This window comes from Bacillus sp. JZ109 (assembly GCF_053903135.1).
On the sequence record NZ_CP096388.1, the window covers coordinates 1,896,393 to 1,920,154 of the forward strand.

Below are 23,762 nucleotides of genomic sequence, written 5' to 3' on the forward strand. Positions count from 1 at the left end.
GTGTATAAAGCGATTAGAATGAGTTGAGTTAGAGAATAGGGTAGCAGAGAATGAGTTTAGTTGAGCTGAGACATGTATGTTTATTCTACCCAAAAGAAGTCTTTCTTTTGGGTTTATTTGTTATATAGTATTTTACCTCTCATGCCATCTTCTCATTCTCCTTGCCATAAGGAGTGAGAGCAATGAATTTCCAATCAAACATTTCCGCATTTTTAGAGGACAGCTTGTCCCACCACACGATACCGATTGTGGAGACCTTCACAGTCGATACACTGACACCCATTCAAATGATAGAGAAGCTTGACAGGGAGATTACGTATCTTCTTGAAAGCAAGGACGATACTTCCACTTGGTCCAGATATTCGTTTATCGGCCTGAATCCATTTCTCACAATTAAAGAAGAGCAGGGCCGTTTTTCGGCCGCTGATCAGGACAGCAAATCTCTTTACACAGGAAATGAACTAAAAGAAGTGCTGAACTGGATGAATACCACATACAAAATCAAAACACCTGAGCTTGGCATTCCTTTTGTCGGCGGAGCTGTTGGGTACTTAAGCTATGATATGATCCCGCTGATTGAGCCTTCTGTTCCTTCGCATACCAAAGAAACAGACATGGAAAAGTGTATGCTGTTTGTTTGCCGGACATTAATTGCGTATGATCATGAAACCAAAAACGTCCACTTTATCCAATATGCAAGGCTCACTGGAGAGGAAACAGAAAACGAAAAAATGGATGTATTCCATCAAAATCATTTGGAGCTCCAAAATCTCATCGAAAAAATGATGGACCAAAAAAACATAAAAGAGCTGTTTCTCTCTGCTGATTCATACAAGACACCCAGCTTTGAGACGGTATCTTCTAATTATGAAAAATCGGCTTTTATGGCTGATGTAGAAAAAATCAAGGGCTATATAAAAGCAGGAGATATCTTCCAGGGTGTTTTATCACAAAAATTTGAGGTGCCGATAAAAGCAGATGCTTTTGAGTTATACCGAGTGCTTAGGATCGTCAATCCTTCGCCGTATATGTATTATATGAAACTGCTAGACAGAGAAATAGTCGGCAGCTCTCCGGAACGGTTAATCCACGTTCAAGACGGGCACTTGGAAATCCATCCGATTGCCGGTACGAGAAAACGCGGTGCAGACAAAGCTGAAGATGAGAGACTGAAGGTTGAGCTCATGAAGGATGAAAAAGAAAAAGCGGAGCATTACATGCTCGTTGATCTTGCCCGAAACGATATCGGCAGAGTAGCAGAGTATGGTTCTGTTTCTGTGCCGGAGTTCACAAAAATTGTTTCCTTTTCACATGTCATGCACATTATCTCGGTGGTTACAGGCCGATTGAAAAAAGAGGTTCATCCTGTCGATGCACTGATGTCTGCTTTCCCGGCGGGGACTTTAACAGGCGCACCCAAAATCCGTGCCATGCAGCTTTTGCAAGAGCTCGAGCCAACACCGAGAGAGACATACGGAGGATGTATTGCCTACATTGGGTTTGACGGGAATATCGACTCTTGTATTACGATTCGCACGATGAGTGTAAAGAACGGCGTTGCATCGATACAGGCAGGTGCTGGCATTGTTGCTGATTCTGTTCCGGAAGCCGAATACGAAGAAAGCTGTAATAAAGCCGGTGCGCTGCTGAAAACGATTCATATTGCAGAAGACATGTTTCATAGCAAGGAGGATAAAGCTGATGAACAGATTTCTACAATTGTGCGTTGACGGAAAAACCCTTACTGCCGGTGAGGCTGAAACGCTGATGAATATGATGATGGCAGCGGAAATGACTCCTTCTGAAATGGGTGGTATATTGTCTATTCTTGCTCATCGGGGGGAGACGCCAGAAGAGCTTGCGGGTTTTGTGAAGGCAATGCGGGCACACGCTCTTACAGTCGATGGACTTCCTGATATTGTTGATACATGCGGAACAGGGGGAGACGGTATTTCCACTTTTAATATCTCAACGGCCTCGGCAATTGTTGCCTCGGCAGCTGGCGCGAAAATCGCTAAGCATGGCAATCGCTCTGTCTCTTCTAAAAGCGGAAGCGCTGATGTTTTAGAGGAGCTAGAGGTTTCTATTCAAACCACTCCCGAAAAGGTCAAAAGCAGCATTGAAACAAACAACATGGGATTTCTTTTTGCGCCGCTTTACTATTCGTCTATGAAACATGTAGCAGGTACTAGAAAAGAGCTAGGTTTCAGAACGGTATTTAATCTGCTTGGACCGCTCAGCAATCCTTTACAGGCGAAGCGTCAGGTGATTGGGGTCTATTCTGTTGAAAAAGCTGGACTGATGGCAAGCGCACTGGAGACGTTTCAGCCGAAGCACGTTATGTTTGTATCAAGCCGTGACGGTTTAGATGAGCTTTCAATTACAGCACCGACCGACGTGATTGAATTAAAGGACGGAGAGCGCCGGGAGTATACCGTTTCACCCGAAGATTTCGGTTTCACAAATGGCAGACTTGAAGATTTACAGGTGCAGTCTCCGAAAGAGAGCGCTTATCTCATTCAGAATATTTTTGAAAATAAAAGCAGCAGTTCCGCTTTATCTATTACGGCTTTTAATGCGGGTGCTGCGATTTACACGGCGGGAATTACCGCCTCACTGAAGGAAGGAACGGAGCTGGCGTTAGAGACGATTACAAGCGGAGGCGCTGCCGCGCAGCTTGAACGACTAAAGCAGAAAGAGGAAGAGATCTATGCTTGAAAAAATCATCAAACAAAAGAAAGAAGAAGTGAAAACACTGGTTCTGCCGGTAGAGCAGCCTTTCGAGAAACGTTCATTTAAGGAGGCGCTGGCAAGCCCGAATCGGTTTATCGGGTTGATTGCCGAAGTGAAGAAAGCATCGCCGTCAAAAGGGCTTATTAAAGAGGATTTTGTGCCTGTGCAGATTGCAAAAGACTATGAGGCTGCGAAGGCAGATGCGATTTCTGTCTTAACAGACACCCCGTTTTTTCAAGGGGAAAACAGCTATTTATCAGACGTAAAGCGTGCTGTTTCGATTCCTGTACTTAGAAAAGATTTTATTATTGATTCTCTTCAAGTAGAGGAATCAAGAAGAATCGGAGCGGATGCCATATTGTTAATCGGCGAGGTGCTTGATCCCTTACACCTTCATGAATTATATCTTGAAGCAGGTGAAAAGGGGATGGACGTGCTAGTGGAGGTTCATGATGGATCAACGCTAGAACAAATATTGAAAGTGTTCACACCCGACATTCTTGGCGTAAATAATCGAAACCTAAAAACGTTTAAAACATCTGTAAAGCAGACAGAACAAATCGCATCTCTCGTTCCGAAAGAATCCTTGCTTGTCAGCGAAAGCGGAATCGGTTCTTTAGAACATTTAACCTTTGTCAATGAGCATGGGGCGCGAGCTGTACTTATCGGTGAATCATTGATGAGACAAACTTCTCAGCGTAAAGCAATCCATGCTTTGTTTAGGGAGTGAGGTTGTGAAGAAACCGGCATTAAAATATTGCGGTATTCGGTCACTAAAGGATTTGCAGCTTGCGGCGGAATCACAGGCTGATTACCTAGGATTTATTTTTGCTGAAAGCAAACGAAAAGTATCTCCGCAAGATGTGAAAAAATGGCTGAACCAAGTTCGTGTCGAAAAACAGGTTGCAGGTGTTTTTGTTAATGAATCAATAGAGACGATGTCACGTGTTGCCAAGAGCTTGAAGCTCGACGTCATTCAGCTTCACGGTGATGAAAAACCGACGGATGCTGCTGTTCTTCGCAAGCTGACAGGCTGTGAAATATGGAAGGCGCTTCACCATCAAGATAACACAACTCAAGAAATAGCCCGCTTTAAAGATAATGTTGACGGCTTTGTGATTGATTCATCTGTAAAAGGGTCTAGAGGCGGAACTGGTGTTGCATTTTCTTGGGAATGTGTGCCGGAATATCAGCAGGCGGCTATTGGTAAACGCTGCTTTATCGCTGGCGGCGTGAATCCGGATAGCATCACAGGCCTATTGAAATGGCAGCCAGAAGGAATTGACCTTGCCAGCGGAATTGAAAAAAACGGACAAAAAGATCAGAATCTGATGAGGCTTTTAGAAGAAAGGATGAACCGATATGTATCCATATCCGAATGAAATAGGCAGATACGGTGATTTTGGCGGAAAGTTTGTTCCGGAAACACTCATGCAGCCGTTAGATGAAATAGAAACAGCATTTAAGCAAATCAAGGATGATCCTGTTTTTCGTGAAGAATATTATAAGCTGTTAAAGGACTATTCCGGACGGCCGACTGCATTAACATACGCTGATCGAGTCACTGAATACTTAGGCGGCGCGAAAATCTATTTGAAACGAGAAGATTTAAACCATACAGGTTCTCATAAAATCAATAATGCGCTAGGTCAAGCGCTGCTTGCTAAAAAAATGGGCAAAACGAAAATCATTGCTGAAACCGGTGCCGGCCAGCATGGCGTTGCCGCTGCAACAGTTGCAGCCAAATTCGGCTTTTCCTGTACTGTGTTTATGGGTGAAGAGGATGTTGCCCGCCAGTCTCTGAACGTTTTCCGCATGAAGCTTCTTGGAGCGGAGGTAGTGCCTGTAACAAGCGGAAACGGAACATTGAAGGATGCCACAAATGAGGCGATCCGGTACTGGGTTCAGCATTGTGAGGATCACTTTTATATGATTGGATCAGTTGTCGGCCCGCATCCTTATCCGCAAGTGGTCCGTGAATTTCAAAAAATGATCGGAGAGGAAGCGAAGGATCAGTTGAAACGTATTGAAGGCACTCTGCCTGATAAAGTAGTGGCATGTGTAGGCGGAGGAAGCAATGCGATGGGTATGTTTCAGGCATTTTTAAATGAAGATGTTGAACTGATCGGCGCTGAAGCAGCAGGAAAAGGAATTGATACGCCTCTTCATGCCGCCACTATTTCGAAAGGAACCGTAGGGGTTATTCACGGTTCATTGACTTATCTCATTCAGGATGAATTCGGGCAAATTATTGAGCCCTACTCTATTTCAGCCGGTCTCGACTATCCTGGAATCGGTCCGGAGCACGCATACTTGCATAAGAGCGGCCGTGTCACTTATGACAGTATCACTGATGAAGAAGCGGTGGATGCATTAAAGCTTTTGTCAGAAAAAGAGGGGATTTTGCCGGCAATCGAATCTGCCCATGCGTTGGCGAAAGCATTCAAACTCGCCAAAGGAATGGATCGCGGTCAACTCATTCTCGTCTGTTTATCAGGACGGGGAGACAAGGATGTCAACACATTAATGAAGGTATTGGAAGAAGAGGTGAAAGCCCATGTTTAAATTGGATCTTCAACCATTAGAAAAATTGTTTATCCCGTTTATTACGGCGGGCGATCCAGTTCCTGAGGTTTCGATTGAACTGGCGAAGTCACTCCAAAAAGCAGGCGCCACTGCATTGGAGCTTGGTGTTGCATACTCTGACCCGCTTGCAGACGGTCCGGTGATCCAGCGGGCTTCAAAGCGGGCACTTGATCAAGGAATGAATATCGTAAAGGCAATCAAATTAGGCGGAGAAATGAAAAAAAACGGAGTGAATATTCCGATTATCCTCTTTACGTATTATAATCCTGTGTTACAATTGAACAAAGAATACTTTTTCGCTTTACTGCGGGAAAATCATATTGACGGTCTGCTTGTTCCGGATCTGCCACTAGAAGAAAGCAACAGCCTTCAAGAGGAATGTAAAAGCCATGAGGTGACGTATATTTCTTTGGTTGCGCCGACAAGCGAAAGCCGTTTGAAAACCATTATTGAACAAGCCGAGGGCTTCGTCTACTGTGTGTCTTCTCTGGGTGTGACCGGTGTCCGCAATGAGTTCAATTCATCCGTGTACCCGTTCATTCGGACAGTGAAGAATCTCAGCACTGTTCCGGTTGCCGTAGGGTTCGGTATATCAAACCGTGAACAGGTCATAAAGATGAATGAGATTAGTGACGGTGTCGTAGTGGGAAGCGCGCTCGTCAGAAAAATAGAAGAATTAAAGGACCGGCTCATCAGCGCTGAAACGAGAAATCAGGCGCTGCAGGAGTTTGAGGATTATGCAATGGCGTTTGGCGGCTTGTACAGTTTAAAATGAGGTGACTGATTTGCGTATCAAAGAACATTTAAAACAGCTGAAGCCTTATCAGCCTGGAAAGCCGATTGAAGCAGTGAAATCAGAATATGGCTTGGTCAAAGTTGTGAAGCTTGCTTCAAACGAGAATCCTTACGGCTGTTCAGAGGCTGCAAAAGAGGCGCTTCATCATGAGATTCAACAGCTAGCCCTTTACCCGGACGGGTATAGCGCCGCTTTGCGGACAAGGCTCAGTAAGCACCTCGATGTCAGCGAAACATCACTTATTTTCGGCAACGGTTCTGATGAAATCATTCAGATCATCTGCCGGGCATTTCTAAACAATAAAACCAATACGATCACTGCTGCCCCGACTTTTCCGCAATATAAACATAATGCGGTTATTGAAGGTGCTGAAGTGCGTGAAATTGCACTTCGTCCCGACGGCTCACATGATTTAGACGCCATGTTAGAAGCCATCGACGAACAGACACAAGTCGTTTGGATATGCAGCCCGAATAATCCGACTGGCACTTATACATCTGAAGGAGAATTACTCGCATTTCTGGAGCGCGTTCCTTCACGTGTCCTTGTTGTTCTTGACGAAGCATATTATGAATATGTAACAGCAGAGGATTACCCGGAAACCGTGCCGCTCTTAAGCAAGTTTTCCAATTTGATGATTTTGCGCACATTTTCAAAGGCATACGGTCTGGCAGCGCTCAGAGTCGGATACGGAATTGCTGACGAGAACCTGATTCGCCAGATTGAGCCGGCGAGAGAGCCGTTTAATACGAGCCGTCTGGGCCAGGCTGCGGCGATTGCCGCACTTGATGATCAAGCGTTTATTGCTTCCTGTGTTGAGCAAAATAATGCAGGCCTTCAGCAGTATTATGATTTTGTGAAAACTCATGGTTTAAAGTGCTACCCTTCACAGACAAATTTTGTGTTAATTGACTTTAAACGTCCTGCTGATGAACTGTTTCAGGCTCTGCTGGAAAAAGGCTATATCGTCCGGTCAGGAAATGCATTAGGTTTCCCGACATCACTCCGGATTACGATCGGAACAAAAGAGCAAAATGAAGAAATACTTGCCATTTTAGCTGAAATTTTATAAGAGGTGATCAAATATCACCTCTTTAGTCTATAAACCAGGTGATGACGTATGAATCAAATGAAAGATACAATATTGCTCGCCGGTCTCGGATTGATAGGCGGTTCGATTGCCCTAGCCATCAAAAAAAATCATCCCGGCAAACGGATTATCGGAATCGACATCTCTGATGAACAGGCGGTAGCGGCATTAAAATTAGGTGTGATAGACGATCGTGCTGATTCGTTTATTAGCGGTGCGAAAGAGGCAGCTACAGTAATCATTGCGACACCTGTTGAACAAACACTGGTTATGCTTGAAGAGCTGGCTCATTCAGGAATTGAACATGAGCTTTTGATTACGGATGTAGGAAGCACAAAGCAAAAAGTGGTTGATTACGCTGATCAAGTGCTGCCTAGCCGCTATCAATTTGTCGGAGGACATCCGATGGCGGGTTCACATAAATCAGGAGTGGCCGCTGCGAAGGAGTTCCTGTTTGAAAATGCATTTTATATTTTAACGCCAGGCCAGAAAACGGACAAACAAGCTGTGGAACAGTTAAAAAACCTGCTGAAGGGGACGAATGCCCATTTTGTGGAAATGTCGCCGGAGGAGCATGATGGCGTTACAAGTGTAATCAGTCATTTTCCGCATATTGTAGCAGCCAGTCTTGTTCACCAAACCCATCATTCGGAAAACCTGTATCCGCTTGTTAAGCGTTTTGCTGCCGGCGGGTTCAGAGATATTACAAGGATTGCATCAAGCAGCCCGGCAATGTGGCGGGATATTTTATTACATAATAAAGATAAAATCTTAGACCGTTTTGATGAGTGGATTCGTGAAATTGACAAGATCCGTACATATGTAGAACAAGAAGATGCGGAAAATCTATTTCGTTATTTTAAAACAGCCAAGGATTATCGCGACGGGCTGCCGCTTCGGCAGAAGGGAGCGATACCTGCATTTTATGATTTATATGTGGATGTACCCGATCATCCGGGTGTAATATCCGAGATAACAGCGATCTTAGCTGCGGAGCGCATCAGTATCACGAATATCCGCATTATCGAAACACGAGAGGATATTAACGGGATTTTAAGGATCAGTTTTCAGTCTGATGACGACCGCAAAAGGGCAGAACAATGCATTGAAGCCCGGGCGGAATATGAAACTTTTTATGCTGATTGAGGTGGAAAAAATGAAACGAGAAAAGGTGCAGATCTTACATGGAGAAATACATATTCCGGGTGATAAATCCATTTCTCACCGCTCTGTTATGTTTGGCGCGCTAGCGGCAGGCACAACAACAGTTAAAAACTTTCTGCCGGGAGCAGATTGTCTGAGCACGATCGATTGCTTTAGAAAAATGGGTGTTCACATTGAGCAAAGCGGCAGCGATGTCGTGATTCACGGAAAAGGAATCGATGCCCTGAAAGAGCCAGAAAGCCTTTTAGATGTCGGAAATTCAGGTACAACGATTCGCCTGATGCTCGGAATATTGGCGGGCCGTCCTTTTTACAGCGCGGTAGCCGGAGATGAGAGCATTGCGAAGCGCCCAATGAAGCGTGTGACTGAGCCTTTGAAAAAAATGGGGGCTAAAATCGACGGCAGAGCCGGCGGAGAGTTTACACCGCTGTCAGTGAGCGGCGCTTCATTAAAAGGAATTGATTATGTATCACCTGTTGCAAGCGCGCAAATTAAATCTGCTGTTTTGCTGGCCGGATTACAGGCTGAGGGCACAACAACTGTCACAGAGCCCCATAAATCTCGGGACCACACTGAGCGGATGCTTTCTGCTTTTGGCGTTAAGCTTTCTGAAGATCAAACGAGTGTTTCCATTGCTGGTGGCCAGAAACTGACAGCTGCTGATATTTTTGTTCCTGGAGACATTTCTTCAGCCGCGTTTTTCCTTGCTGCTGGCGCGATGGTTCCAAACAGCAGAATTGTATTGAAAAACGTAGGTTTAAATCCGACTCGGACAGGTATTATTGACGTCCTTCAAAACATGGGGGCAAAACTTGAAATCAAACCATCTGCTGATAGCGGTGCAGAGCCTTATGGAGATTTGATTATAGAAACGTCATCTCTAAAAGCAGTTGAAATCGGAGGAGATATCATTCCGCGTTTAATTGATGAGATCCCTATCATCGCGCTTCTTGCGACTCAGGCGGAAGGAACTACCGTTATTAAGGACGCGGCAGAGCTAAAAGTGAAAGAAACAAACCGTATTGATACTGTTGTTTCTGAGCTTCGCAAGCTGGGTGCTGAAATTGAACCGACAGCAGATGGAATGAAGGTTTATGGCAAACAAACGTTGAAAGGCGGCGCGGCAGTGTCCAGCCACGGAGATCATCGAATCGGAATGATGCTTGGTATTGCTTCCTGTATAACGGAGGAGCCGATTGAAATCGAGCACACGGATGCCATTCACGTTTCTTATCCAACCTTCTTCGAGCATTTAAATAAGCTTTCGAAAAAATCCTGAAGTTTTACTTCAGGATTTTTTATGCAGATCATAATTCGAGGCGAAAAAACATAGCTTGTCTTATAGAGGGGATAGAAAAACAAAAAGGGGGGATGTGCTTTACTTACAAGCCGGCAGGTCAAAGAGCTGCTTTACTGTACAGAGGGCGATCTTCCTTTTTTCATTTTCTATCTCAAGATCTTTTGGTAAACTAATAAGACTCAATAATTCCCTTCCGTACAGAAGCATCTTATTTGCCGGGGGCATTCGTCTGAATTATGATAAGATTAACCCGAACAAATAAAGCTTTTTTGTATGGTTGATGTTGTATAGGAAAAGAAAGGACCGGTCCGATTTGAATACATTGATTCAAGAAGCCATAAAATTAGTTGAAGCAGGTGAAACAGAAAAAGGCCTCAACACGCTCTCGAAGGCTGAAAAACAGCTGCATGATGAAGATAAAGCCATTGCAGCCCAGCTTTATTACGAGTGGGGCGATGTAGAAAAAGCAATTTCACTGATTAGTGATCTACATGATTTATATCCAAATGAAACAGAACTGACGAATTTCTACGCTGAACTTTTAATAGATATTGACGAAGAAGAAAAAGCCCTCGCTGTGCTGGAGACTATTCCGGAAACAGATCCATCATATCCGGAAAGTTTGCTGCTTATGGCGGATCTTTATCAGATGCAGGGGTTATTCGAAGTCAGTGAACAAAAGCTTTTACAGGCAAAGTCCATTCTGGACAATGAACCTGTTATTGATTTTGCACTGGGAGAACTTTACTTTGCTCAGGGAGCCTATGCAAAAGCGGTTCAATATTTTAAAACAACGGCTGAGGAGCAGAGTGAGATCGGAGGCGTTAATGTCCATCAAAGACTGGCAGAATCGTTAAGTGCCTCAGGTGAATTTGAGGATGCCATTCCATGGTATGAGAAAGCTGTCGATGAGAATCCTGATCCTAATACGATTTTCGGCTATGGTTTTACAGCCTTACAGGCGGGGCTTGTGAAAACAGCTATTAAGCAGCTGTCTGATTTAAAGGAGCTTGATCCATCTTATACTTCACTTTATATGCCGCTCTCGAAAAGCTATGAAGCTGAAGGGATGTATGAAGAGGCATTAAAAACGGCAAAAGAGGGGATCAGATATGATGAATATAACAAAGAACTTTTCCTTTATGCCGCCAAAATGGCCTTAAAAATCGGGAAGTCAGAAGAGGGGAAAAAGCTGCTTCAGGAGGCGCTTGCGCTTGATCCGGGCTTTGTCGAGGCGCTTCATACACTTCTTGCCGTGTATCACAAAGAAGAGGATTATGATCAGATCATTGATCTTATTCAAGAGGTTCGAAGCTACGGTGAAGAAGATCCGAAATACAATTGGTATCTTGCAAGCGCATATACTGAATTAGAGCAATACGAGGAAGCAAAACAATCCTTTGAGGCTGCCTATCTTCATTATCGGGAGGATAGAGATTTCTTATATGAATACGCAAGCTTCCTATTAGAAGAAGGCCATCAAAAAGAAGCGCTGCCGCTTTTGAAAAAGGTTCTTGAAATGGACGGAGCCAATGAAGAGCTTGAAGAAACGATTTTGCGAATCGAGGATGAATTTTCTAGATAAGCAGGAATATTAACCATTCATGTGGAACATATAAGTATATAGATTATACGAACGATAGAGGAGGGAATTACATGCAGACCCCTGTTTCTGTCAATGAGAAAAAAGATTTTATCCGTTGGTTTTTAAACCATTATCAGTTAAAGCGCCGAGAGTGCGTTTGGATCTTGAACTACTTAATGAGCCATGATTCTCTCATGGAGAAGGTTCATTTTGTGGAGCAGGCTGAATTTTGCCCGAGAGGCATTATAATGTCAACACATTGTGTTGAAGAAGTTCCGTTCCGGTTCTATAAAGAGAATGTCATGACTACCGACGCGGAAAAATCTTTTCATGATATTAGATTAAATAAACAGCAGGATTTGTTTATCCAGCTTAATTTCCGTTCGGCTTACAGCTCACCTGAATATGCGGCGGTGCTGGAGTCCAACCCGCATATTCCGAAAGATCTTTTTGAGAATAAAAAAGATCAGGGATTGGCGGAACAGATTTTAGAGCACGCTATTTCCACATTCCAAAGAGAAAAATTATTAAAAGACATTGACGAGGCGTTAGATCGTCATGATAAAGAGGCATTTGAACAATTATCGCGCCAATTAAATCAGCTCACATAATATGACCAGCCTTGCAGTGAATTGCAAGGCTTGTTGCCGTAAAGGGGGAGAACGATGAGGTGGAGAATCACTGATGCCAAGGACTATTTACAAGCTAAGGATTACATTGATACCGCTGTCATACCATTAATTAACATAAGGGTTAATAACCATTTTAAAATGGCGGCGGAGAAAGGCGAGTTTACGCAGCTTCTCTCAGAAGAACTTGAAAGGCAGTTAAAGGGACGGGTATATTTACTTCCGCCTTATACATATGTTGATAGAAATGAAATAACCGTTCAAGGGCTTAAGGATTTGCGGGAAGAGCTGATAACGGAATTTCCGCATGTTGTCCTGCTCACATCTGACGAAAGTTGGAGAGCTGAGGATGCGTTAGGCAAAATGATTGTTACACCTTCTGTTCCATTAGAGCATTTAAATGACTCTTTAAAAAGAAAAATATTGGATGAACGCACTGCTGAAATTTTGAACGTTTTGTTACAGTTATGGAGCACTTCATAAAAACACTTACATTTCCTTATGAACAATATTTTGGCTATATTGACCTTGCTGAGAGATTCATATATTATGAGGGTGTCTAGAGTTATTGCAATATTTTCTATTTTAGTCAGTTTGCAGGGGTGACCTAGAGGGGGGAGAAGAGATGGGCGGAAAACATGATATATCCAGACGTCAATTTTTGAATTACACGCTCACAGGCGTAGGAGGTTTTATGGCGGCTAGTATGCTCATGCCTATGGTTCGCTTCGCACTCGACCCGGTATTAAAATCGACAGGGAAGCAGGATATGGTTCAAGTTGTCAGCGTTGATGAGTTGACAAAAGAGCCGCAGCGCTTTGATTTTAAAATTAATCAAGTCGATGCCTGGTATGAGTCTGAAGAGTCAAGATCAGCCTGGGTCTTCAAAAACGGGGATGAAATTGTAGCACTTTCGCCAATTTGTAAACATTTAGGGTGTACGGTGAACTGGAATAGTGATCCTAAAAACCCGAATAAATTCTTTTGTCCATGCCATTACGGACTCTATGAAAAGGACGGCACCAATGTCCCTGGCACGCCGCCGCTTGCGCCTCTTGATCATTATGAGCAAGAAGTAAAAGACGGCTTCCTGTATCTTGGAAAAGCAAAGCCTAAGGGGGAAGGGTGACATGCTGAACAAAATTTATGACTGGGTAGACGAGCGGCTTGATATTACACCGATGTGGAGGGATATTGCCGATCACGAAGTACCGGAACATGTGAATCCCGCCCATCATTTCTCTGCGTTTGTGTATTGCTTTGGGGGACTGACGTTTTTTGTAACCGTTATCCAAGTATTATCTGGAATGTTTTTAACGATGTATTATGTGCCTGATATCAAAAATGCCTGGGAATCGGTATATTATTTGCAAAATGAAGTGGCATTCGGCCAGATTGTCAGGGGGATGCACCACTGGGGTGCGAGCCTGGTCATTGTGATGATGTTTTTACATACGCTGAGGGTCTTTTTCCAAGGCGCGTATAAAAAACCGCGCGAGCTGAACTGGATTGTCGGTGTGCTGATCTTTTTTGTTATGCTCGGTCTTGGCTTTACAGGCTACTTGCTTCCTTGGGATATGAAGGCTCTGTTTGCAACAAAAGTCGGGCTGCAGATCGCCGAAGCCACGCCTTTGATCGGAACGCAAGTTAAAACGCTCCTTGCAGGGCATCCGGATATTGTAGGCGCCCAAACGCTGACTAGGTTTTTTGCGATCCATGTATTTTTTCTTCCTGCCGCATTGTTCGGGCTGATGGCTGCACATTTTATTATGATCCGGAAGCAGGGGATTTCAGGACCGCTTTAAACTCTTGATCTGCGAATAAAAGGGAGGGGATGACATGCACCGGGGCAAAGGGATGAAATTTGTAGGCGACTCAAGGATACCGGCTGAAAAAAAGCCGAATATACCGAAGGATTATTCGGAGTATCCCGGTAAAACAGAGGCTTTCTGGCCAAATTTCTTGTTAAAGGAATGGATGGTTGGAGCTGTCTTTCTCATCGGTTTTCTCGTTTTGACGATTGTGCATCAGCCGCCTTTGGAGCGGATGGCGGACCCGACTGATACTGGTTATATTCCGCTGCCGGATTGGTATTTTCTTTTCTTATACCAGCTGTTGAAATATGAATACGCCGCTGGAAGCTTTACAGTGGTCGGCGCCATGATTATGCCAGGTCTCGCTTTTGGGGCCCTGCTATTGGCTCCATTCCTAGACAGAGGGACAGAAAGAAGGCCGTGGAAGCGTCCGGTCGCTGTCGGTATGATGCTTCTGGCCATTTCCGCTGCTGTATTTTTGACGTGGCAGTCAGTTGCTACTCATGACTGGGCCAAGGCAGAAGAACAGGGGAAAATTACAAAAGAAGCCGACATTGACACCAATGCAGAAGGATATAAGGTTTTTAAGGAACAGGGCTGTATTTCTTGCCATGGGGATAACCTTCAGGGAGGAGCGGCCGGGCCTTCATTGGTTGACAGCGGGCTGAAACCGGATGAAATCAAAAAAATCGCTGTAGAAGGGAAAGGCAAAATGCCGGCGGGTGTGTTCAAAGGAAATGATAAGCAACTCGAAGAACTTGCAAAATTTATTTCTGAAACAACCGCAAAATAACGTATTGTGAATTGTCAAATGGAAGGATATACTTTTATTATCAAAAGCTGACCCGGCGTCAGCTTTTTTATATGGACATATTATTTTTACAGACTGAGAGTTGATTCGATGTGAAATGGTTTCAATATGTATTAGGGCAGCGGCCGATGCTTATTCTTGTCTTAGCCATTAATTTTCTGGGAACGGTTTACGGCTACTATTGGTACTTGCCGCAGCTTTTGGAGACACCGGCCCGTTTCCTGATTTTTGTTCCGGACAGTCCGACAGCAACGTTTTTCTTTCTGTTTGTGCTGCTTGCCTTTCTCATGAAACGGAATGCTCCGCTCTTTGAGGCGCTTGCGCTAGTTACCCTCGTAAAGTATGGCCTATGGGCGGTGGCTATGAATTTTCTTGTGCTTGCAGTAACTGGTGACTTGCCGTGGGAGGGCTACATGCTAATTGCTTCGCATTTTGCAATGGCAGTTCAAGGCGTATTATACAGTCCGTATTTTCGTTTTTCATTTTGGCATCTTGCAATTGCTGCAGTCTGGACACTGCATAACGATGTCATTGACTACTTGTTTGATATGATGCCGCAATACTCTATGCTTTCTGATTATATGACTGAAATAGGATACGGAACATTTTGGCTAAGCATCTTTTCAATCGGGCTTGCTTACTTTCTTGTGGTCTCAAAAAAGCAAACGAAGCTTGAGCTGATGTAAAGACAATGTTGGTCTATCCTTGTCCCTTTCTTCATATTCTGTAAGGAGAGAGAGTGGGAGGGACCTGCATGAAACGAAAGCTGACGATCTGTTTGTTGATTGCACTTATTTTTTATAATGGAAATGCCAAGGCTGCAGAGCGGGGAAGCCTCGAGGAATTGAATGATTTATCCGATACAGTCTTTCAAATGACCCGACAGGCGAAATATGAAGAGGCGCTTCAAGTCTTGGAGTATTTTGAAAAAACATTAAAATCCGCTGAGAAAAAACAGCAAGACCCCATGCTAACGGGAGCCCAAATTCGTCAAATCACATTGGGCTATAATGATATGATTCGGAGTTTAAAGCAAGCTGATACATCAGACACACAAAAACTCAGAGCAGCCGCGCAGTTCAGAATGCTGATGGATGCGGTTGACAATCGGTCTGACCCGCTTTGGGGATCACTGGAAAAACCGATTATGGAAGCTTTTACTGAGCTGAAGCGAGATGTCCAAAAGAATGGAAGCACAAGCTTTCATGAAAAGTGGAATGAATTTATCAGTTTATATGACTTGATTTACCCTAGTCTTACAATCGATGTATCAGAGGATCAGCTTGAAACAGTCGGAAAACATATAGACGTCATTGAGCAAGAGGAATTTCAGCAAATGACAGAGAGCACGAAGCTTGAACGGCTTTCCCTTCTTCAGCATGACCTGAAAAATGTGTTTGACAGGGTGGAGGAGGATGATGCCGATCCGTCTTTACTCTGGGTGATGATTACAACCGGCAGTATCATCATTACTGCTCTTACCTATGTCGGTTACAGAAAGTACAAGGCGGAAAAAAACAAGCTGAAAAAAAGGGACTACCCTAAATAAGGATGAGGGGCGGCGGTCAGCCGCCTTTTTTCTATTACATGTCAGCGCGGAAGCGGATTTTTATTTTCATCAAGCGTAAATCCTTCTCCGAGCACATCGTGAACATCGCTTACCGCTACAAAGGCATGGGGATCAATGGAGTTAATCACGCTTTTCAGCATCACCAATTCGTTTTTCGGCACCACACAATAAAGTACATCTATATCCTCTTTTGTGTAGGAACCTTGTCCTTTCAAAATGGTGACGCCTCGTTCCATTTCTTCAAGAATCTTTTTCTGAATCAGGTCGTTTTTCGAAGAGATGATCGTAGCGCCTTTAGCAGCGTATCCGCCTTCCTGAATAAAATCGATTAATCTTGCCGCTACAAATACAGCTACCAGCGTATACATCGCTTCTTTATAGGAGAGATAAGTAAGCAAAGACAAAATGATGACGCAGGCATCGAAAGCAAACATCGTTCTGCCCATCGGGATCCCAAAATACTTATTCACTAAACGTGCGATGATATCAACACCGCCTGTCGTTCCGCCGAACTTGAAAATAATTCCCAGTCCGGCTCCGATGAATACGCCGGCAAATAAAGCGGCGAGCGCTAAGTCGTGCTGAAGGGGCATATGTATTTCATATCGCTGAAAGATGCTGAGGAACAAAGACAAGGCTACAGTGCCGACAAGGGTATAAACAAACATTGTCCTGCCGAGCAAACGCCAGCCAATAAAAAAAATCGGAATGTTCAACACCAGGTTCGAGATAGAGGGGCTGATGTGGAAAAGGGCATAAAGCAAAAGTGTAATACCTGTAAAACCGCCCTCAGCCAGATTGTTCTGCATATTGAAATGAACCAAGCCAAATGAAAAAATTGCCGCTCCGATTAAAATAAAAAATATGTTTTTTAATCTAATTTCTCCAAGCATCACACAAAACCCCTTTTCCTTCCATTAGATAGCGTTTATATTATAGTGGATGAAAAAGAAAACAGCAAACGTGCTTAAACATTTGTCAAACGTATCTGAATTAGCTAACATGTAAGAGGATGATAGGAGGTTTCGTTCAGTGAGTGATAAAACAATGAAAGACATACAGGCTGAAGTAGACCGTTACATCGGCCAATTTAAAGAAGGATATTTTAGCCCGCTGGCCATGATGGCGAGGCTGACTGAAGAACTGGGCGAGCTTGCCAGAGAAGTGAATCACCGTTATGGAGAAAAACCAAAAAAAGCGACTGAAGATGATAAAAGCATGGAAGAGGAAATGGGCGATGTGCTATTTGTATTGGTTTGTTTAGCCAACTCCCTTGATATCTCTTTAGAGGAAGCCCACGACCGAGTCATGCATAAATTTAATACAAGAGATAAAGATCGCTGGACCAGAAAAGAAGAAGGAAAGTAGAGGAGATCGAGATGTCAAACGAAACAATTAAAGTAGTCATTGCGGGACCGCGTGGAAGAATGGGGCAGGAAGCTGTTAAATTGGCAGAACGAACACCTCATTTTGACCTTGTCGGGGCCATAGACCATACATACGATCAGCAAAAATTATCTGATGTGATGCCTGTTGAGTCAGATGCTTTCATTTATACAGATATCAATGCCTGTTTTACAGAAACACAACCGGATGTCTTGATTGATTTAACAACGCCCGAAATCGGAAAAGTACATACAAAAATTGCATTAGAGCACGGAGTCCGTCCAGTTGTCGGAACAACCGGTTTCTCAGAAGCCGATTTAAAAGAGCTCACGTCTTTAACAGAAGAAAAAGGGATCGGAGCCATCATTGCGCCAAATTTTGCGCTCGGTGCGATACTGATGATGAAATTTTCAAAAATGGCTGCCAACTATTTTGAGGATGTTGAGATTATTGAGCTTCATCATGACCAGAAGCTTGACGCGCCAAGCGGAACTGCGCTTAAAACAGCGGAAATGATTTCAGAAGTCCGTAAAGAAAAGCAGCAAGGACATCCGGATGAAAAAGAAATTCTCCCAGGAGCAAGAGGAGCGGAGCAAAACGGCATTCGCTTGCACAGCGTCCGTCTTCCGGGACTGATCGCGCATCAGGAGGTCATGTTCGGCATGGATGGCCAAACGCTTCAGATACGCCATGATTCTTATAACCGGGCTTCTTTCATGTCAGGCGTTAAACTGTCAGTCGAACAAGTCATGAAGGTTGATCAGCTTGTGTACGGTTTAGAAAATATCATTGATTAGACGGGGGGATAAACAATGAAAATTGCTTTGATCGCGCATGACAAGAAAAAACAGGATATGGTTCAATTTACGACTGCCTATCGGGATATTTTAAAGAATCATGATCTATACGCAACCGGAACCACAGGGTTGAAAATTCAAGAGGCGACAGGTCTTAAAATTGAACGTTTTCAATCCGGCCCTTTAGGGGGAGACCAGCAAATCGGTGCACTGATCGCTGCCAATGCACTCGATCTTGTCATTTTTTTGCGCGACCCGCTGACCGCGCAGCCGCATGAACCGGATGTCTCGGCATTAATCCGGTTATGTGATGTGTATTCCATTCCGCTCGCCACAAATATGGGTACTGCGGAAATTCTCGTCCGCACACTTGATGAAGGTGTTTTCGAATTCCGTGACCTTCTTCGGGGAGAAGAGCCGAATGTATAATGCTGACGTTCTTGCTTTTGGCGCCCACAGTGATGATGTCGAGATCGGAATGGGCGGCACAATAGCGAAGTTTGTCAAACAGGAAAAAAAAGTAATGATATGCGATTTGACAGAAGCGGAACTCTCTTCTAACGGTACGGTCAGTTTGCGTAAAGAAGAAGCAGCTGAAGCAGCCCGCATATTAGGCGCAGATAAAAGAATTCAGCTAACGCTTCCAGACCGCGGCCTAATAATGAGTGATCAGGCAATTCGGTCGATTGTCACTGTCATCAGAACCTGTCGGCCAAAAGCGGTTTTTATGCCGTATAAAAAGGATCGCCATCCGGATCACGGCAATGCGGCTGCACTGGTGGAAGAAGCGATCTTTTCCGCCGGAATCCATAAATATAAAGACGAAAAAAGCCTTCCGGCGCATAAAGTCAGCAAGGTTTACTATTATATGATAAATGGTTTTCATCAGCCGGATTTTGTTATTGATATCTCGGATACAATAGAGGCAAAGAAACAAAGCCTCAACGCCTACAAAAGCCAGTTTATCCCGTCAAAGGATTCCGTTTCTACTCCTCTGACGAATGGGTATATTGAAATCGTTGAAGCGAGAGAAAAGCTTTACGGTAAAGAAGCGGGCGTGGAGTATGCCGAAGGTTTCTTTTCCAAACGGATGCTGATGCTTGATCATGATGTGCTTGGGGGCGAACAATGAGAAAACTAAAAATAGGAATCACATGCTATCCGAGCGTTGGAGGCTCAGGTATCATTGCGACAGAACTGGGGAAGCAGCTTGCTGAAAAGGGACATGAAATCCATTTCATCACATCAAGCATTCCGTTTAGACTGAATACATATCATCCCAATATTCATTTTCATGAAGTTGAGGTTAATCAATATGCTGTTTTTAAGTATCCTCCGTATGATTTGACATTGGCAAGCAAAATCGCAGAGGTGGCGGAACGGGAGAATTTAGACATTATCCATGCTCACTATGCTCTCCCGCATGCCGTTTGCGCCTATCTTGCAAAACAAATGCTGAAACGCAATATCGGCATTGTTACCACTTTGCATGGCACGGATATCACGGTGTTAGGTTATGATCCGTCTCTAAAAGATCTGATCCGTTTTGCCATTGAGTCATCAGACAGGGTGACTGCCGTCTCCTCAGCGCTTGCGGCTGAAACATACGATTTAATTAAACCGGAGAAAAAAATTGAAACGATTTATAACTTTATAGACGAGCGTGTGTATCTGAAGAAAAACACAGCGGCAATTAAAGAGAAACATGGAATTTTACCAGATGAAAAAGTCGTCATCCATGTGTCCAACTTCAGAAAAGTTAAACGCGTGCAGGATGTCATCCGTGTGTTCCGCAATATCGCTGGCAAAACGAAAGCGAAGCTGCTTTTAGTCGGAGACGGTCCGGAGAAATCGACAGCCTGCGAGCTTATCAGAAAATATGGCTTGGAAGACCAAGTCTTAATGCTTGGAAATCAAGACCGTGTTGAAGAGCTTTATTCTATTAGCGATTTGAAGCTGCTGCTATCTGAAAAAGAAAGCTTCGGTCTTGTCCTGCTTGAAGCGATGGCTTGCGGAGTGCCTTGTATCGGAACAAACATTGGCGGTATCCCTGAGGTTATTAAAAACAATGTGAGCGGATTTTTGGTGGATGTCGGTGATGTTGCGGCTGCAACAGCCCGCGCGATGAGCATTTTAGAAGATGAACAGCTAAGCAATCGTTTTACAAAGGCGGCAATAGAGATGCTTGAAAATGAATTTTCTTCCCAAAAAATTGTCAGCCAGTATGAACAGATTTATGGCGATTTAGCAGAACCGGAGTGATCACATGGAAAAAGTTTTTATCAAAGCACTTCCCGTGCTCCGCATCTTAATCGAAGCGGGCCATCAGGCTTATTTTGTCGGGGGCGCAGTTCGTGACAGCTATATGAAACGAACGATCGGAGATGTCGATATCGCGACAGATGCGGCACCTGATCAAGTAGAACGGCTGTTTCAACGAACTGTTGATGTAGGCAAAGAGCACGGGACCATTATTGTGCTCTGGGAGGATGAAACCTATGAAGTCACGACATTCCGGACTGAATCTGATTATGTTGATTTCAGAAGACCGTCAGAAGTGCAATTTATCTCATCATTAGAAGAGGATCTAAAACGAAGAGATTTAACGATCAATGCGATGGCCATGACAGCGGACGGGAAGGTGCTTGATTATTTTGGCGGCAAGAAAGATATTGATCAGAAAGTGATTCGAACCGTTGGAAAGCCTGAGGATAGATTTCAAGAGGATGCGCTTCGTATGCTGAGAGCCGTACGCTTTATGAGTCAGCTTGGCTTTACGCTTTCACCGGAAACAGAAGAAGCCATTGCGAAAGAAAAATCACTCCTCTCCCATGTTTCAGTCGAACGAAAAACTATAGAGTTCGAGAAATTGCTGAAGGGAAGAGCTTCTCGCCAGGCGCTTCAAACGCTCATTCAAACGAGATTGTATGAAGAGCTTCCTGGTTTTTATCATAAACGAGAAAACCTGATTTCAACGAGTGAGTTTCCATTCTTCTCTTTAACATCCCGTGAGGAGCTTTGGGCTGCTCTTTTAATTAACCTTGGCATAGTTTTAAAAGACGCGCCCCTTTTCCTGAAAGCCTGGAAGCTCCCGGGAAAAGTGATCAAGGAAGCCATTCACATTGTCGATACGTTTGGCCAGAGCCTTGACGCAATGACAATGTACAGAGCTGGGGAAAAAGCACTGCTCTCAGCGGCCAAAATATCGCAGCTTCGTCAAAACGAAAAACTGGATGAAAAGAAACTGAAGGACATTCAGTACACTTATCAAAACCTGCCGATCAAAAGCCTTAAGGATCTTGATATCACGGGTAAGGACTTGCTTGCGCTTCGAAACCAGCCGGCCGGAAAATGGGTGTCGGAAGAATTACAGCGGATCGAGCAGGCTGTTGTGACAGGGAAGCTCTCCAATCAAAAGAAACACATAGAGGAGTGGCTGAAGACATGCGGTCAACATTAAGAAAAGACCTTATTGAATTATTTTCTCAGGCCGGCAATGAATTTATTTCCGGCCAAAAAATCAGTGATGCTCTCGGCTGTTCAAGAACTGCTGTGTGGAAGCATATTGAAGAGCTTCGGAAAGAGGGTTATGAAGTAGAAGCCGTTAGAAGAAAGGGATATCGGCTCATCAAAAAGCCCGGAAAACTCAGTGAAAGCGAAATTCGTTTTGGATTAAAAACGGAAGTGATGGGCCAGCATCTTATTTACCATGACGTTCTTTCAAGCACGCAAAAAACGGCTCATGAGCTCGCGAATAATAACGCACCGGAAGGCACCCTCGTGGTGGCTGACAAACAAACAGCCGGAAGGGGCCGAATGTCTAGGGTATGGCATTCTCAAGAAGGAAACGGTGTTTGGATGAGCCTGATTTTGCGGCCTGACATTCCGCTCCAAAAAACACCGCAGCTGACTCTTCTTGCTGCAGTAGCTGTTGTGCAGGGAATAGAAGAGGCAGCAGGCATCCAAACGGATATTAAATGGCCAAATGATATTTTGATTAACGGAAAAAAAACAGTCGGTATTCTAACGGAAATGCAGGCTGAAGAAGACCGCGTACGTTCAGTGATCATTGGGATCGGCATTAACGTTAACCAGCAGCCTAATGATTTTCCAGATGAATTGAAGGACATCGCGACAAGCCTCAGCCAAGCTGCTGGGGAAAAAATTGATCGGGCCGGCGTCATCCAGCATATTTTACTATGCTTTGAGAAACGGTACCGGGATTATATGACGCACGGATTTACGCCGATTAAGCTTTTATGGGAAAGCTATGCGCTCGGTATTGGCACTAATATGAGAGCCAGAACGTTAAACGGAACCTTTTACGGGAAGGCGTTAGGTATAGATGATGAAGGCGTTCTGCTTTTAGAAACGAACGAAGGCATTAAAAAAATCTATTCTGCCGATATCGAATTGGGCTAATGTGTTGGTACAAGCCCGTTGATTTTGGTATACTTCCATTGGGCAGTATCGCCTGCGAACTGCACCTATTATTAAAATAGATAGACATTGCAGCAGTCTGCCTTGATCCAAAAAAGGACTGGGACAGAGGGATGAAACTCGCCGAACTTTAGAAAGTGAAGAATCCTTCTCGTTGTAACGGAAGGTTTTTTGGCTTGCAGAAGAAAACGGCAGATCATCTCCTCTAAACATGAGGAGGAGAAAACATGAAAACAAAACTGGATTTTCTAAAAATGAAGGAGTCTGAAGAACCGATTGTCATGCTGACCGCTTATGATTATCCGGCAGCTAAACTTGCTGAACAAGCGGGAGTTGACATGATTTTAGTCGGTGATTCACTTGGAATGGTCGTCCTCGGCCTTGATTCAACTGTCGGTGTGACAGTTGCGGACATGATTCATCATACAAAAGCCGTTAAAAGGGGTGCGCCGAATACCTTTATTGTGACAGATATGCCGTTTATGTCTTATCACCTATCTAAGGAAGATACGCTGAAAAATGCAGCGGCTATCGTTCAGGAAAGCGGAGCTGACGCACTGAAGCTTGAGGGCGGAGAAGGCGTGTTTGAATCCATTCGCGCATTGACGCTTGGAGGCATTCCAGTAGTCAGTCACTTAGGTTTGACACCGCAGTCAGTCGGCGTACTGGGCGGCTATAAAGTACAGGGCAAAGACGAACAAAGCGCCAAAAAATTAATAGAAGACAGTATAAAATGCGAAGAAGCAGGAGCTATGATGCTTGTGCTGGAATGTGTGCCGGCAGAACTCACAGCCAAAATTGCCGAGACGCTAAGCATACCGGTCATTGGAATCGGTGCTGGTGTGAAAGCGGACGGACAAGTTCTCGTTTATCATGATATTATTGGCCACGGTGTTGAGAGAACACCTAAATTTGTAAAGCAATATACGCGCATTGATAAAACCATCGAAACAGCAATCAGCGGATATGTTCAGGATGTAAGACATCGTGCTTTCCCTGAACAAAAGCATTCCTTTCAAATGAACCAGACAGTGCTGGACGGCTTGTACGGGGGAAAATAA

The 23,762-nt window shown here is 44.2% G+C and carries 26 protein-coding genes; 25 read left to right on the plus strand and 1 reads right to left on the minus strand.

The genetic code is table 11. From position 1 onward, the window contains the following. Positions 1–182 precede the first annotated feature (182 nt). From trpE to ypjB, 17 genes are all read left to right on the plus strand, one after another. Complete coding sequence (gene trpE / locus M1D94_RS10050) at positions 183–1,730, plus strand: anthranilate synthase component I (RefSeq protein WP_172850963.1); 1,548 nt, start codon at positions 183–185, stop codon at positions 1,728–1,730. Next, entirely contained in the window at positions 1,702–2,718 is a 1,017-nt protein-coding gene (gene trpD, locus M1D94_RS10055; RefSeq protein WP_014480124.1) for an anthranilate phosphoribosyltransferase, read from the plus strand. Before trpE ends, trpD begins: the two co-directional genes overlap by 29 nt. Further along, positions 2,711–3,463 (plus strand): indole-3-glycerol phosphate synthase TrpC, encoded by a 753-nt coding sequence (gene trpC, locus M1D94_RS10060; protein ID WP_101502411.1) that lies wholly within the window; start codon positions 2,711–2,713, stop codon positions 3,461–3,463. Before trpD ends, trpC begins: the two co-directional genes overlap by 8 nt. A gap of 4 nt (positions 3,464–3,467) precedes the next feature. Further along, a complete protein-coding gene (locus M1D94_RS10065; protein WP_101502410.1) occupies positions 3,468–4,115 on the plus strand; it encodes a phosphoribosylanthranilate isomerase in 648 nt (215 codons plus the stop codon). Further along, on the plus strand, positions 4,096–5,298 hold the full coding sequence (gene trpB, locus M1D94_RS10070) for a tryptophan synthase subunit beta (protein WP_101502409.1): 1,203 nt from the start codon (positions 4,096–4,098) through the stop codon (positions 5,296–5,298). The genes M1D94_RS10065 and trpB overlap by 20 nt, the downstream gene beginning before the upstream one ends. Then, the gene (trpA, locus tag M1D94_RS10075) at positions 5,291–6,094 is read left to right on the plus strand and encodes a tryptophan synthase subunit alpha (protein WP_128441686.1); all 804 of its coding nucleotides are present in this window, start codon (positions 5,291–5,293) and stop codon (positions 6,092–6,094) included. The genes trpB and trpA overlap by 8 nt, the downstream gene beginning before the upstream one ends. A 10-nt stretch (positions 6,095–6,104) precedes the next feature. Then, positions 6,105–7,187, plus strand: coding sequence for a histidinol-phosphate transaminase (gene hisC, locus M1D94_RS10080; RefSeq protein ID WP_282627247.1), 1,083 nt, complete (start codon positions 6,105–6,107; stop codon positions 7,185–7,187). Between the two features lie 48 nt (positions 7,188–7,235). Next, entirely contained in the window at positions 7,236–8,351 is a 1,116-nt protein-coding gene (locus tag M1D94_RS10085) for a prephenate dehydrogenase (protein WP_014480118.1), read from the plus strand. A 10-nt stretch (positions 8,352–8,361) separates the two neighbouring features. Next, complete coding sequence (gene aroA, locus M1D94_RS10090; protein ID WP_172850966.1) at positions 8,362–9,648, plus strand: 3-phosphoshikimate 1-carboxyvinyltransferase; 1,287 nt, start codon at positions 8,362–8,364, stop codon at positions 9,646–9,648. A 334-nt stretch (positions 9,649–9,982) separates the two neighbouring features. Further along, complete coding sequence (locus M1D94_RS10095; RefSeq protein ID WP_103804407.1) at positions 9,983–11,254, plus strand: tetratricopeptide repeat protein; 1,272 nt, start codon at positions 9,983–9,985, stop codon at positions 11,252–11,254. A 71-nt stretch (positions 11,255–11,325) separates the two neighbouring features. Further along, entirely contained in the window at positions 11,326–11,865 is a 540-nt protein-coding gene (locus M1D94_RS10100; RefSeq protein WP_014477176.1) for a ReoY family proteolytic degradation factor, read from the plus strand. A gap of 54 nt (positions 11,866–11,919) precedes the next feature. After that, a complete protein-coding gene (locus tag M1D94_RS10105) occupies positions 11,920–12,366 on the plus strand; it encodes a YpiF family protein (RefSeq protein ID WP_014480115.1) in 447 nt (148 codons plus the stop codon). A gap of 142 nt (positions 12,367–12,508) precedes the next feature. Further along, positions 12,509–13,012, plus strand: a complete 504-nt coding sequence (locus M1D94_RS10110; RefSeq protein ID WP_003230627.1) for a ubiquinol-cytochrome c reductase iron-sulfur subunit — start codon at positions 12,509–12,511, stop codon at positions 13,010–13,012. A gap of 1 nt (position 13,013) precedes the next feature. Next, positions 13,014–13,688: a menaquinol-cytochrome c reductase cytochrome b subunit gene (gene qcrB / locus M1D94_RS10115; protein WP_003225560.1), complete on the plus strand. Its 675-nt coding sequence runs from the start codon at positions 13,014–13,016 to the stop codon at positions 13,686–13,688. 34 nt (positions 13,689–13,722) lie between these two features. Next, positions 13,723–14,490 (plus strand): menaquinol-cytochrome c reductase cytochrome b/c subunit, encoded by a 768-nt coding sequence (locus M1D94_RS10120; protein WP_003225562.1) that lies wholly within the window; start codon positions 13,723–13,725, stop codon positions 14,488–14,490. 110 nt (positions 14,491–14,600) lie between these two features. Further along, positions 14,601–15,194, plus strand: a complete 594-nt coding sequence (lhaT, locus tag M1D94_RS10125; protein WP_017696530.1) for a lipoprotein heptaprenylglyceryl N-acetyltransferase LhaT — start codon at positions 14,601–14,603, stop codon at positions 15,192–15,194. Between the two features lie 68 nt (positions 15,195–15,262). Next, a complete protein-coding gene (gene ypjB / locus M1D94_RS10130; RefSeq protein WP_124048164.1) occupies positions 15,263–16,057 on the plus strand; it encodes a sporulation protein YpjB in 795 nt (264 codons plus the stop codon). A 41-nt stretch (positions 16,058–16,098) separates the two neighbouring features. Here the strand turns inward: ypjB and M1D94_RS10135 are convergent, their stop codons facing one another. Then, a complete protein-coding gene (locus tag M1D94_RS10135) occupies positions 16,099–16,971 on the minus strand; it encodes a YitT family protein (RefSeq protein WP_003230635.1) in 873 nt (290 codons plus the stop codon). 139 nt (positions 16,972–17,110) lie between these two features. Here M1D94_RS10135 and M1D94_RS10140 point away from each other — a divergent pair, with 139 nt between their 5' ends. From M1D94_RS10140 to panB, 8 genes are all read left to right on the plus strand, one after another. Then, positions 17,111–17,446 (plus strand): nucleotide pyrophosphohydrolase, encoded by a 336-nt coding sequence (locus tag M1D94_RS10140; RefSeq protein ID WP_004398044.1) that lies wholly within the window; start codon positions 17,111–17,113, stop codon positions 17,444–17,446. Positions 17,447–17,457: 11 nt separating this feature from the next. Next, entirely contained in the window at positions 17,458–18,261 is an 804-nt protein-coding gene (gene dapB, locus M1D94_RS10145) for a 4-hydroxy-tetrahydrodipicolinate reductase (protein WP_282627246.1), read from the plus strand. A gap of 15 nt (positions 18,262–18,276) precedes the next feature. Then, positions 18,277–18,690: a methylglyoxal synthase gene (gene mgsA / locus M1D94_RS10150; RefSeq protein ID WP_032726032.1), complete on the plus strand. Its 414-nt coding sequence runs from the start codon at positions 18,277–18,279 to the stop codon at positions 18,688–18,690. Further along, positions 18,683–19,393 carry a bacillithiol biosynthesis deacetylase BshB1 gene (gene bshB1, locus M1D94_RS10155; RefSeq protein ID WP_015383958.1) on the plus strand — a complete coding sequence of 237 codons (711 nt, stop codon included), beginning with the start codon at positions 18,683–18,685 and terminating at the stop codon, positions 19,391–19,393. Before mgsA ends, bshB1 begins: the two co-directional genes overlap by 8 nt. Continuing rightward, the gene (bshA, locus tag M1D94_RS10160) at positions 19,390–20,523 is read left to right on the plus strand and encodes an N-acetyl-alpha-D-glucosaminyl L-malate synthase BshA (RefSeq protein WP_021481533.1); all 1,134 of its coding nucleotides are present in this window, start codon (positions 19,390–19,392) and stop codon (positions 20,521–20,523) included. The genes bshB1 and bshA overlap by 4 nt, the downstream gene beginning before the upstream one ends. Before the next feature lie 4 nt (positions 20,524–20,527). After that, positions 20,528–21,721 carry a CCA tRNA nucleotidyltransferase gene (locus M1D94_RS10165; RefSeq protein WP_038828590.1) on the plus strand — a complete coding sequence of 398 codons (1,194 nt, stop codon included), beginning with the start codon at positions 20,528–20,530 and terminating at the stop codon, positions 21,719–21,721. Further along, positions 21,706–22,683: a bifunctional biotin--[acetyl-CoA-carboxylase] synthetase/biotin operon repressor gene (locus M1D94_RS10170; RefSeq protein WP_003230650.1), complete on the plus strand. Its 978-nt coding sequence runs from the start codon at positions 21,706–21,708 to the stop codon at positions 22,681–22,683. The genes M1D94_RS10165 and M1D94_RS10170 overlap by 16 nt, the downstream gene beginning before the upstream one ends. Before the next feature lie 245 nt (positions 22,684–22,928). Next, entirely contained in the window at positions 22,929–23,762 is an 834-nt protein-coding gene (gene panB, locus M1D94_RS10175; protein WP_064671076.1) for a 3-methyl-2-oxobutanoate hydroxymethyltransferase, read from the plus strand.